At 66.0% G+C, this 12,485-nt stretch carries 9 protein-coding genes; 1 reads left to right on the top strand and 8 read right to left on the bottom strand.

The window, feature by feature from the left end; genetic code table 11:
- Positions 1-191: 191 nt before the first annotated feature.
- From SB749_RS01760 to SB749_RS01735, 6 genes are all read right to left on the bottom strand, one after another.
- Entirely contained in the window at positions 192-479 is a 288-nt protein-coding gene (locus SB749_RS01760; protein WP_035321190.1) for a WXG100 family type VII secretion target, read from the bottom strand.
- Between the two features lie 228 nt (positions 480-707).
- Positions 708-2,816, bottom strand: coding sequence for a trypsin-like peptidase domain-containing protein (locus SB749_RS01755; protein ID WP_410708726.1), 2,109 nt, complete (start codon positions 2,814-2,816; stop codon positions 708-710).
- Complete coding sequence (locus SB749_RS01750) at positions 2,813-4,891, bottom strand: sensor histidine kinase (RefSeq protein WP_410708725.1); 2,079 nt, start codon at positions 4,889-4,891, stop codon at positions 2,813-2,815. The genes SB749_RS01755 and SB749_RS01750 overlap by 4 nt, the downstream gene beginning before the upstream one ends.
- Positions 4,892-4,921: 30 nt before the next feature.
- Entirely contained in the window at positions 4,922-5,680 is a 759-nt protein-coding gene (locus SB749_RS01745) for a response regulator transcription factor (RefSeq protein ID WP_101543636.1), read from the bottom strand.
- Positions 5,681-5,914: 234 nt separating this feature from the next.
- Positions 5,915-6,700 (bottom strand): hypothetical protein, encoded by a 786-nt coding sequence (locus SB749_RS01740; RefSeq protein WP_410708724.1) that lies wholly within the window; start codon positions 6,698-6,700, stop codon positions 5,915-5,917.
- Between the two features lie 15 nt (positions 6,701-6,715).
- Complete coding sequence (locus SB749_RS01735; RefSeq protein WP_410708723.1) at positions 6,716-7,315, bottom strand: CGNR zinc finger domain-containing protein; 600 nt, start codon at positions 7,313-7,315, stop codon at positions 6,716-6,718.
- A gap of 260 nt (positions 7,316-7,575) precedes the next feature.
- Between SB749_RS01735 and SB749_RS01730 the strand changes: the two genes are divergently transcribed.
- Positions 7,576-8,538, top strand: coding sequence for an EamA family transporter (locus tag SB749_RS01730; RefSeq protein WP_262778116.1), 963 nt, complete (start codon positions 7,576-7,578; stop codon positions 8,536-8,538).
- Positions 8,539-8,612: 74 nt separating this feature from the next.
- Here SB749_RS01730 and SB749_RS01725 read toward each other — a convergent pair whose 3' ends face one another.
- The gene (locus tag SB749_RS01725; protein ID WP_137211323.1) at positions 8,613-10,247 is read right to left on the bottom strand and encodes a DNA repair helicase XPB; all 1,635 of its coding nucleotides are present in this window, start codon (positions 10,245-10,247) and stop codon (positions 8,613-8,615) included.
- A gap of 136 nt (positions 10,248-10,383) precedes the next feature.
- Positions 10,384-12,465, bottom strand: a complete 2,082-nt coding sequence (locus tag SB749_RS01720) for a helicase-associated domain-containing protein (protein ID WP_410708722.1) — start codon at positions 12,463-12,465, stop codon at positions 10,384-10,386.
- Positions 12,466-12,485: the final 20 nt, after the last annotated feature.

Here is a 12,485-nt window from a genome sequence, read left to right as displayed (position 1 = left end):
TTGACCCGACGCTGCCAACCCGATCCACTCCGGTCCGGAGATTCTTGGCCAACACCGCCGCGAACTATCGCTCTCAAGTCTACTGAGAAAGGCTGATAGTTTGCCAGACGCCGACTATAAGAACGAACAGATCCCGGCCGCGGTATCTCGGGGATGAGCGGCAGAGGTCCCGGCGATCGAATCCGATCGGATCAGGGGGCGAAGAGGCGCGAGTTCGCCGCCTCGACTTCGGAGTACTGCCGGGCCGCCGTGTGGAGTGCTCCGTGGACGGAGTTGAGCGATTCCATGAGCTGCTTCTGCGCACGCTCCCATTGGTTGACCACGGCTTGGAAATTCTGGGCCGCACTGCCGCGCCAGCATTCCTGGAGGGCGAGCAGATTGCGCATCATCGTGTCGGATTCGGACACGAGATTGCGGGAGGTGTTCGCGGCGGCTGTGGCAGCGGATTGGACGCGTTCGGCGTCAACTTCGAAACTCATCATCACTCCTCTTGGTCAGAGACGTTCCGCCGCGGTCGGGCGAGACGACATCAGTGTCGGCTGACGCGACAGAGGAGGGGAAGAGCAGAAACCGAGGGTGTGGACAGCGTTCTGCTGTCCACACCCTCCAGGTGGCTGAGTCAGGTCCGGATCCCCAAGAGCGGACGCTTGAGTGGTGGACGATCGGGCGGCTGACCGCTGAGCCAGCGAACCGCCTCGGCGACTTGCCTACTGCAGCACGAGCGTGACGTCGAGCTTCTGTTCCTTCCCGCCGCGGACCACGGTGACCTCGACCGGAGTGTTCACCGGCTGGGCGCGGACGAGGGCGCGCAATGCGATGGCGTTGTTCACCTTGGTTCCGGCCACCTCGACGATGTCGTCTCCGTCCTTGATTCCGGCCTTGGCCGCGGGGGATCCGCTTGCCACGGACTGCACCTTGGCGCTGCCTCGGCTGATCCCACCGCTGTTGATGTGCCCGTCGGTGAGAGTGATGCCGAGGAACGGGTGCTGGGCCTTGCCGGAGGAGATGAGCTGGTCGGCGATCATCACGGCCTGGTTCGCGGGGATCGCGAATCCGATGCCGATCGATCCGGACTGACCTCCCTCGCCCTGGCTCAGCGATGCGGCCGCCGAGTTCACCCCGATGAACTGGCCATCACCATTGACCAGCGGTCCGCCCGAGTTGCCGGGGTTGATCGCCGCATCGGTCTGGATGGCGTTCGTGATCGTCATCTCCTTCTCCTGCGAGGAGGCATCCTCGCCGATGTTCTCCGTCGACACCGGACGGTCGAGCGCGGAGACGATGCCGGTGGTCACGGTGTTGGCCAGACCGAGCGGATTGCCCAGGGCCATCACGGGATCGCCCACGGTCAGCTTCTTCGAATCGCCGATGACCAGAGGTTTCACCCCGTCGGGCACCTGTTCGAGCTTGATGACGGCGATATCGGTCGAGGGATCGCGGCCGACGATCTTCGCCTCCGTCGTCTCGCCGTTCTTCATGGTCACGGCGATCTCGCCGTCGGGGGTGTCCGCCGGTGCGACGACGTGGTTGTTCGTGATGACGTGGCCCTGATCGTCGTACAGCGCACCCGAGCCGAGCCCCTGGACCTGGCCCCGAGTGCCGACCTGGATCGACATCACACTGTCCGAGGTCTTCTCTGCGACCTGCGTCCAATCGGGGGTCTCGATCGTCTCCTCGGCGACCTTGCGCGGTTCGTCCTGCTGCAGCGCCGAGAGCGCATAGTTCCCTCCGAACGCGAGAGCCCCACCGAGGAGCGCGGCCACCAGGCCGATCGCGATCGTCGCACCCCAGCCGGGTCCCTTCTTCTCTCGCCGAGGCGGCTGCTGAGCTCCGTACGGACCGAACCCGTCCGGCCCGACCGGACCACCGGGTCCGTTGGGATCTCCCGGTCCACCGGGCCCGGGCTGGGAACCGACGGCTGAGAATTCCGAGGAATAGGGGCCCGAGCCATGTGCGGCCGAATAGGCGTTGGAGCCGGTGGGCTGGCCGGGAGCGTTGTGCTGGTTCGGAGCGACCTGCTGACCAGAACCAGGCTGTTGGCCCGGAGCGTTCGGGTACCCGGGACCTTGCGGGTTCTGGGGATCGTTCGGGTTGCCGGGAGCGCCCGGGTAGCCGGCGGAACCTGTCTGCTGAGAGTTCGCCCCGGCGTGATAGGACCCAGCGCCGGCAGCCGCTGCTCCGGCTCCTGCCGCAGAGCCAGCTCCTGCTGCGGCTCCGGTTCCGACAGCAGTCGAGCCGGTGCTGTTCTGTCCGGCGTTGTTCTGGCCCTGATACGACTGCGGCCCATTCTGCTGGGGCTGACCGTACGGGGTCTGGCGCTGCGGCTGATTCGGCTGGACGTTCTGCCGATCCGGCTGCGGCTGATTGCCGAAATCGCCCTGGGCACTCTGGTGCCCTGGATAGCCCGGCTGACCGCCCTGCCGTTGGCTGCCCGGCTGGCCCGGCTGTCCGTCGTGCCGTTCGCCGGCATATCCGCCCTGCTGCCCACCGGGGTGGTAGGGGGACGACTGCTGGGAGGGGGAGCCGCCTCGGTGAGGGGATCCGTCCACAGGGTTCTGCGCCTGAGTCGACGGAACGTCGGGGCGTCGCTCGGGCGGTGCGACCGGTGGACTGACGCGTGCAGGGCCGTTGGGCTGGGACGGGAAGGTGCGCGGAACCTCGGCTCCGGACCCGCGGTAGCCACCGGCCGATGGGCTGCGACGTCCCCCGGCGGCGGAACCGCTGCCCTGATTCCGCGACGGACGCGGTGTCTGTTCATCCGATCGGGAGCTGCGGGACACCTCATCCGGATTCTGAGGGTCGGTGTTCTCGTTCATCGCTCATCCTTTCGCGTGTCCGCAGTGGTATCGCCGTTGTCGGAGATGGGCAGGTCGATGCGGAACGTCGCACCGCCGCCCGGAGTTTCGTGGACGGAGATCGCACCATGGTGGTTCTCCACGATCGCCTTGACGATCGACAGCCCGAGTCCGGATCCGCCGGTGTCCCTGGTCCGGGACACGTCAAGGCGGTAGAAGCGCTCGAAGATGCGCGGAACCACCTCGGGGTCGATTCCCTCGCCGTGGTCCCTGACCTCGAAGCGGACCCTGCCGTTGGGGAATCCTCGCAGTGACTCATCGACCGTGATCGATCCGGCCGCCGTGACATCGGGGACGATGTTCGCCGGCTCGGGAGCCTTGGACTGAGGCCCGGATTGGGACTCGGCTGATGATGCGGACTGCGCCGCAGTCCGGGAATCGGCCGCTGCACCATTCTGCGGTCCGGAATTCTGAGAACCGGAGGGCTGCGCCGACTGCGATCCGGACGGTGTCCTGAGCTGCCCGTTGTGCTGCCCCTCTCCCTGCTCCGCATTCGGGGCGGGACTCTCGGACCCGACCTGACGGTCGGGCTTGGCCGGGGACTGAGCGGCGGTTCGGGGGTTCGGCTGGGTGTCGGCTTGGTCGTGTCCGGCAGAGTCGCCTCGGCGGAAGATGCGGACCCCGCCGGTGACGAACCCGCGTTCACGGGGTTTGTCCTTCGCCCCGTTCTTCGCACCATTGCGACCGTTCTGACCGCGGGCGCCGCCCTCACGGATCTCGCCGGTGTCAGCGGAATCGGGGTCGACGGACTCGGGGAGACCGACGACGCCGACGGCGAATTCGATCGCCGCGTGATCGGGGGTGTGTCGCACGGCGTTGCCGGCAAGGTTGACGATGACCTGGCGGATCTTCGATTCGGATCCGCGGATCATCGGCACGGGTTGGGCATCCTCACCGTCGAGTCCGATGAAGCTGATATCGCGGTCCGGGGCCTGTGCCGCGGCATCGGCGGCGGCATCGCGGACGACCGTGTGCAGATCGACCGGACCGATCTCGGCGGCACGCTGCTCGTCGAGCCTGGCCAGGACGACGAGATCGTCGACGAGGACGCCCATGCGCTTGGCCTCGGACTCCATCCGCTCCATCGCATTGGCCACGTCCTCGGACTTCGTGATCGCACCCTGACGGTACAGCTCCGCATACCCGCGGATCGTGACCAGAGGCGTGCGCAGCTCGTGCGAGGCGTCGGAGACGAACTGGCGGATGCGCTTCTCCGAGCGGGTCTGCCCGTCGAACGAGTCCTCGATGCGTCCGAGCATCGTATTCAGCGCCGCCGACAGCCGCCCGAGCTCGGTGTTGCGCGGATAGCTGGGCACACGTTGGGACAGGTCGCCGGCGGCGATGCGGGAGGCGGTCTTCTCGATATCGCGCAGCGGCCGGAACGTGTTGTTGATCGCCCAATAGCCGACTCCGGCGACCATCGCCAGGGCCAACAGGCCGATGCCGATCATCGTGTTCCGGGCCCGCTCGTTGATGTTGTCGACCTCGCGGTCGAAAGGCACCGCGATGGACACGAGCACGTCGGTGTTCTTCACCTTCATCGCTCGCGCTCGCCACTGCGAGCTCGTTCCGGCGACAGTGAAGGGCTCGCCGCCGCGGGAATAGACTTCCTTCTCATTGATCTTCGGCAGGATCGGATGGTTCTGCGGCTCCGGGGCGACGGGGTCGCGGATCGGATCCCCGTCCGTGTTGTAGAACTGCACATAGAATCCACCCGGCAGGAGGCTCTTGAGCTGATCCCAAGAATTCGAATCGATCGTCGTCGACGACGGCGCATCCTCGGCGTCGTCGTCCCCGGACTGGAGTTCGGCCTTCTGGAACACATCTTGGTAGGCCTGCTTCGCCAGGGTCTCGGAGGCGCTGATGAGTCGTTCATCGGTGCGCTGGACGAGGCTGTCGCGCAGGTTCTCCAACACCCAAGCGCTCGTCCCCGTGAGGACGAGCAGCATGAGCAGCATCATGATGGCCAGCAGCTTGGTGGTCAGAGACCATTCTTCCCAGAAGCCGGGACGGGAGGGACGGGATTCTATTGCCACGTATGTAATCTATCGTCCTTGCATGGACGACTACTTGGATTCCGGTGTGCGCAGCATGTAGCCGACCCCGCGCTTGGTCTGGATCATCGGTGTCCACTCCATCTCGACGGGGTGGCCGGCGGCATCCGTCTCCGGGGTGACGTCGATCTTGCGGCGCAGGTAGGAGATATAGGACTCCACGATTCCGGTGTCTCCGCCGAAGTCGTATTCCCACACGTGGTCGAGGATCTGCGACTTCGACAGCACGCGGTTCGTATTCAGCATGAGGTAGCGCAGCAGCTTGAACTCGGTGGGGGAGAGGTCGATGAGGATGCCGGAGCGGCGGACCTCATGGGTGTCGTCATCGAGTTCGAGGTCGCCCGCCACGATGACGGCGTTCTCCTCGTCCTCGAGGTTGCGGGTGCGGCGGAGGACGGCGCGGATGCGGGCGACGACCTCTTCGAGGCTGAAGGGCTTCGTCACATAGTCGTCACCGCCGACGGTCAGGCCGGTGATCTTGTCCGAGGTGTCGTCACGGGCGGTGAGGAACACGACGGGGGCGTTCATCCCGATCTGGCGCAGACGGCGGGTGACGGTGAAGCCGTCCATGTCCGGGAGCATGACGTCGAGGACGAGGAGGTCGACCTCGGTCTGCTCGGCCAGGCGCAGCGCCTCGGCGCCGTTTGCGGCAGAGACGACGTCGAAACCGGCGAAGCGGAGACTGGTGGACAGGAGTTCGCGGATATTGGGCTCATCATCGACAACGAGCAGGGTGGCTTCGATGTCGGTGTCGTTCTGTGCTGTAGTCATGGCTCCAGTCTGAGTCCCATTTCTGGGAGTGGGCTGGAGGTCAGCTGAATGCGAATGTGACATGCATCACTGAAAAACTCTCAGGAAAGTCCTTTTGGGTCCTGGATCGGGTATTCGTTCTCAGGAACGAAAGCGTGATTTCAGTGAAAAATGTGGTCGCGGCCAGTTTGCGTTCAGAAATGATCGCCGAGGCGGGTGTGCTAAGGCGCGTTCAGCTGAGTATGGGTGTTCGGCTCAGTGCGGGCGCGGCGGGTGCGGTGGGCGCGGACCAGGAGGCATTGGGAAGACGGTGTCAGACCGAGATGTCGGATTCTCCCGGATCTCGCGCCGTGGACGGAGGTCGATGAGCTGCTGAGTGACGGCGAAGCGTTGAACTCTTTCAGGGCGAACGCGGTCGTAGACTACCTGGCCGCGTGTTCCGGGCATCGATGGGTCCTGCTGGACGAGATGGCGCGCCCAGCGGTCCCGGCCCTTGTCGTCGACGAAGTGAACCACGGTCAGGGTCGGGCCCCTCGACTGGGCCTGTGCCGAGTAGTCGATGACTCTTCCCTCTGCGAGGGCGACATTGGGGTGAGGCGGGCGGTCGAGGATCGGATAGCGGGCCCTGCGGAATGTGAGCAGTGAGACGGCGATGAGTCCGAGACCGGCGGCGATCGCAACCACCCACCAGATCGGAGCCGCGTCCGTCATGGCTGGAGCGAAGCCGAGGCCGAGCCCGCCGCCGGCTCCGAGCGCTGCCAATTGATACCGAAAGAATCGGGACAGGCTGCCGCCGGTGCGGAAGCGGCCGAGGGCTGCGAGCACGAGCAGGAAGCTGATGGCGGCAGAGACGAGGGCCACGATGACGGCGAGGGCGCTGAAGACGACTTTTTCGCTCAGCAGTCCTCCGGGGCCCGCGGGAAGGAACGACAGCACCGCAATGGCGAAGCCCGACGTCAGCGTGGCCGACATGGTGATGATGCCGGCAAGACCGGCGGCGAGCTTGCGTCCGGCGGTGATGTGCAAGGGCTGAAGTGACATGGGCGGCTCCTCGGGTCAGTGGTGGGAGTCGGCGTCGTGGTGGCGGGCACGGAAGGCCGCGACATGCGTGCGGGTGGCGCAGCTGCCGGTATCGCAGAAGCGCTTCGAGCGATTGCGGCTGAAGTCGGCGAGGTAGGCGCGGCAGTCCTCGGCGGCGCAGCGCCCGAGCCGGTCGAGATCGCCGGAGCGGATGAGATCGATGAGGACCAGAGCGACATCGGCGGCCACTCGGTCGGCCAGGCTGGCTTGAGCACCGGTCGCGTGCAGGTGCCAGTCCCAGTGGTCGTGTTTGACCAATTGCGGCACGGACCCCGAGTCGCTCAGTGTGAGATTGATCTCATCGACGACCGCGACCGCCCCTGCTTCGACCTCGTCATCCGTCTCGGCGTCGATGCTCGCATCCAAAGCTGCGGCGAATCTGCGGCGCAGCTCCAGGGTCTCGTCGACGTCGCTCTTGGTGGCGGTCAGAGGTCCTGAGAAGTCGTGCCGGGCCGCGAATTCGCGGAGTTTCGCGGTTGTCGTCAGCTCATCGCCGCCGCCCGTGATGTCGCCGGAGGTGTTGAGGAGGTCGACGAGCATCGTGAGGTTCGCGCGAATGTCGTAGATGAAAGCCATGGTAAATCACATTCTGCCACAGGACGTAAGGACCAAAATGCACTTGACCCATTTCAATTTCAGGGCCGATACTGAAATCGGCAGCCATCGGAGCGCCTCGGCGAGGGGAACCGGCAATCGTCGGGCCGCCTCGTCGAGGGGATGATCCGGCACCGCACCATCCACTCAGCGTCGCGCTGTCAACTCGACACCGCACCACCACCTCGGGGACGTCTGTCCTCGTACGCCACTCAACGTTTCACCACATCAGGAGGTCAGGAATGAATCGCACCGTCATCGCAGGGTTCCTGCTCACTCTTGCCTCCGCGTTCTTCTTCGCGGTGTCGGGGCCGATCGCGAAGACGATGTACGCGATCGGGTGGACGCCGGGCGCGGTGGTGCTCATCCGCTTGGCTGGCTCCGCGGTCCTGCTGCTCATCCCCACCCTTATCGCCCTGCGCGGACGCTGGGGCGAAGTGCTCACGCACTGGCGCACCGTCGTCACCTACGGCCTGGTCTCGATGGCCGGTGTCCAAGGGTTCTACTTCGTCGCCGTCGAACACCTCACCGTGGCCGTGGCGCTGCTGCTGGAGATGACCGCGCCGATGCTCATCGTCTTCTGGATCTGGGCACGGACGCGGACCCGGCCGGCGACCGTGACATTCATCGGGGTCGTCGTCTCCATGATCGGGCTCCTGCTCGTGCTCAACCTGCGCGGATCGTCGATCAGCATCTTCGGCGTGGTCATGGCCATGGCTGCCGCGGTCTGCCTGGCCAGCTACTTCCTCGTCTCTGCGAAGGACACGATCACGATCCCACCGGTCGCGCTGACCGGTCTGGGCATGGGGATCGGGGCGCTGGCGATGTCGGCCATCGTGCTCGCCGGCATCATGCCGTGGAACGCGGTGACGGCGGACGTCGACTTCGGCGGGGTGTCGATGTCGTGGGTCGTGCCGATGGCGATGATCGTCGTCTTCACGGTCGGCGCCTACATCACCGGGATCCTCGGTCTGCGCTATGTCGGGGCGACGGTCGGATCGTTCGTCAACCTCGTCGAGGTCCCGTTCTCGGTCATCGTCGCCTGGCTGGTGCTCTTCGAGATGCCCGCCCCGATCCAGCTCTTCGGCGGCGTGTTCATCCTCGGCGGCGTCGGCTTCATCAAGTGGGGCGAGTCCCGCCTGGCCCGCCGCGTCGCCCGCCGCGAGGTCGTCGCCAAGTCCGAACCCTCCCTCATCACTACCTAATTACTACCTGAGGGCGGCCCGGCAACCTGGCGCCAGGTTGCTGGGCCCCCGTCAGGTAGCAATTGAGGGGAGTGTCAGCGGACTTCGATGCTGTAGCTGTAGCCCTGCTCGGTGAGGAAGCGACGGCGCTGGGCGGCGAAGTGCTCATCGACGGTGTCGGCGGCGACGACCGTGTAGAACGTGGCCGAACCCTTGTCTTCCTTCGGACGCAGGATCCGTCCGAGGCGCTGAGCCTCCTCCTGCCGGGATCCGAAGGCTCCGGAGACCTGGATCGCCACCGAGGCGGCCGGCAGATCCACGGAGAAGTTCGCGACCTTCGAGACGACGAGCACCGGAATCTCCCCGGACCGGAACTCGCGGAAGAGCTCCTGGCGCACCGATTCAGGGGTCTGCCCTGTGAGCACGGGCGCACCGAGTTCGGCTCCGATCTCCTCGAGCTGGTCGAGGTACTGACCGATGACGAGGATCTGCGCATCCGGATGATCGGCGACGAGCTCGGAGACGATCGGCAGCTTCGCATCCGATGTCGCCGCCAACCGGTACCGGTCCTCACCGTCGGCGCGGGCATACGCGGTTCGGGTTCCGCCGTCGAGGCGGACGCGGACTTCATGGCAGGCCGCCGAAGCGATATAGCCGAGCCGTTCGAGTTCCTTCCACGGCACCTCGTACTGCTTGGGCCCGATGAGGGAGAACACCTCGTCCTCGCGTCCGTCCTCACGCACCAGCGTTGCGGTCAAGCCGAGGCGACGGCGAGCTTGCAGGCTTGCGGTCAGTCGGAAGATCGGTGCCGGCAGCAGGTGCACCTCGTCATAGATGACCAGGCCCCAGTCCTTGGCGTCGAGGAGCTCGAGGTGGAGGTACGAGCCCTTCCGCCGGGTGGTGAGCACCTGGTAGGTGGCGATGGTGATCGGACGGATCTCCTTCGTCGATCCCGAATATTCGCCGACCTCGTCCTCGGTCAGGGTGGTGCGGCGCAGGATCTCGTCCTTCCACTGCTTGGCCGAGACCGAGTTGGTCACGAGGATGAGCGTCGTCGTCTGCACCCGAGACATGGTGGCCACACCGACGACCGTCTTCCCCGCACCGCACGGCAGAACCACGACCCCGGACTCACCGGACAACGACTGGTCGATCGCCTGCTTCTGGTAGTCGCGCAGATGCCACTGACCGCCGTGGGCATCATCGGACAGGGAGATCTCGTGGGCTTCGCCGTCGACGTAGCCGGCGTGGTCGGAGACCGGGTGGCCCAGCTGCAGCAGGGCGTGTTTGAGTTCGCCGCGCTCGGAGGGGTGGACGAGGACGGATTCGGCGTCGATGCGTTTGCCGAATTTGCCGACGAGGTCGGGCTGGCCGACGAGCTCATCGAGCAGTCCCGTCTCCGTCGAGGTCAGGGTCAGACCGTGGATCGGATGGTCGATGAGGGTGAGCACACCGAATCGGTCCATGATGTCGACGATGTCGACGAGGAGCTCATGCGGGACGGGGTACTTCGCGAATTCGAGGAGCACGTCGACGACGGATTCGGCATCATGGCCGCTGGCGCGAGCGTTCCACAGCCCCAGCGGAGTGATCTCATAGGTGTGGATGTACTCCGGGGTCCGCGACAGCTGCGCGAACGGGGCGATCGCCACGGCCGCCTCAACGGCCAGGGGATGTCCCGATTCCAGCAGCACAGTCCGATCGGACTGCACGATCAACGGACCATTCATTCAATACTTCCCTTCCCGAAGTGTGATGACACCAGAGGACACAACACGTCCATCACCCCGATTGTTCCCGCTCTAAGCTACCCGACGGGGGCCCAGCAACCTCGCGCCAGGTAGCTGGGACGCCGTCAGGTAGCAATTAGGGGGAGGGGTCGACGGAGACGATGCGGGCGACGGACAGGGAGGCCTCGGCGCCGGTGGTCGTCACCACTCCGCGGACGCGGCCGGCGTTGAGGGTGGCTGGCAGCATCTCGATCGTCCGCTCCTTGCCGTGGGAATCCGCGATCCGAATGAGCACGCGTTGCTTCGCCTCCGCCGCTTCCCGCAGCCGATCCATATGTCCCAAGGGCTCGTCCGTGCTCACCTGTGCGGCCGCCGTCGGTGCCGACCGCAGGATCCGAACATATTCGCCGAGGTGGCCGTCGCTGACCCGCGGACGTCGCCTCACGCTGACCTCGGGTTCCGATTCGGTGAGCACCCGACGTTTGCGCACCGGCCGGGCCGCCGAATGCAGCAGAGCATGATGATCCCCGGCCTCGAGCAGGTGCATCGTCCGCTCCGGGCCCAGCTGAGCGATCGCCACGGTCGGAGCCAGACGTTCGAGACCGGCCGACATCATGGCCTGATCGGAGAGGATGACATCGAGGTCGACCGGATCGTCGACGATGAGTACCGCCCGGGCCCCTGCCACCCGCACTCGGCGCAGCTTCGAGGCCGTGTTCTGCACGAGGAATTCCAAGGTCGACGGCAGCTCTTCGGCAGTGATGCCCGCGAGCTCGGCCAAGGCCTCCTCCGGGGTGATCCCGGACTGCATGGTGTCTTCGATGGTCTCGCCGTCGATGCGATAGACGGTGCCCTGGCCGCGTGCTTCGACGACGGCATATTTGCGCAGAATATGGTGGACCCGCGGCTCGATCGGGCCGGTGGCCACCGCGGTGAGATCGGACTGGATGAGCACCGTGTCGACCTCGGCCCCGAGCCCCTCGGTGACCGTTGCGATGACATCGCCGGGCACTGTCAGGGCGTCGACGGACACACCCAACGGCAGGATCGAGGGGTCCTGCTTGGCATGCTCGGCCATCGCCCGATCCAGTCCGGCGGCCAGACGGAGTCCGAACCGGCTCGGACCGAAATGATCCGGCTCCTGCAGCGGAGTCGTCGCCAGCCCGAAACTCACACAGGTATGGAGAACGGCCTCGGTCATCGCGAACTCGTGTGCCGGCAGCAGCGGATGCCGACGCAGCGCCTCGGCGTGGATCCACTCGGCCGACCGTGCCGAACCCAGACCGATGTCATGGAGGACAGAGAGCACGGCGAAGCGCAGCAGCGGCATCGCCGGCACCGACAGCCCATAGCCCTTGAACAGGGACTTCTTCGGAGCTGCGAGCACGGTGAGGCGTTCGTTCTCGCTCGCCCCCGCCGCCAGCTGCGTGACGTCGAGCAGATCGCGCAGCCACGCCCCGACCAGCGCCGCCCACAGTTCGGCGCGATCACCGGCGAGGGCGGAATCGGCATCGTCGGCGGCCGTCCACTGCGGATCGAGCGCATCGTCGAGGACTCCGATGAGGTGCAGCGATTTCGCCGCCTGCAGCAGGGTGATCGTCTGCTCGAGACTCAGTTCGAGGGTGCGGGCGAGTCGGGAGACGTCCCGTTTCGAGATGCCGCCGCTGGTCAGCCGGGAGATCGGGGAGGCGGCGAGCTCGTCGACGAGGCCGCGCAGGGATGAGATGACCTCGGCCACGGCGGCCTGTTCGCTGTTGTGGATGAGAGGCTGACCGATCGCGGCCGTGCTCGAATCGATCGATGAGGGGTCGATCTGCCAGGGATAGGCTCGGGCGGATTCGGCCGCCGAGGTGGGCAGCAGGGTGATGGCCTCGGACTGGATCCGCCAGATCCCGTCCCCACCGGCCGGCCATGCCAGGCCGAGGTCGCGCAGTCGGGGCAGGGCCGCCTCGGCGAGGGCGGGATCGATATGCGCATTGCCCGTGATCTTGATCTCCGGCGTCGTCCGGGCCGCCTTGGCCAAGGCGATGAAGACCTCGAGCGACTGCGCGTCGAGGGCTTCGATGCCACGGGAGACCCCGATGCGCGAGGACGCGGCCGCGGCCAGCGCCGCCATCGTCGGGGACTCGGGTTGGAGGAGGTCGCGACGGGTCCGGACGAAGGACTCGAAGTCGGCATCTGCACTGTGGGACAGCCACTGGCTGAAGGTCATTGACATCGCAGATCAGTCTATCGCGA

The organism is Brevibacterium sp. SIMBA_078, from assembly GCF_046534565.1.
Taxonomy (GTDB): domain Bacteria; phylum Actinomycetota; class Actinomycetes; order Actinomycetales; family Brevibacteriaceae; genus Brevibacterium.
The sequence above is the reverse complement of the archived record's forward strand: the minus strand, read 5'-3'. Positions and strand labels throughout refer to the sequence as shown.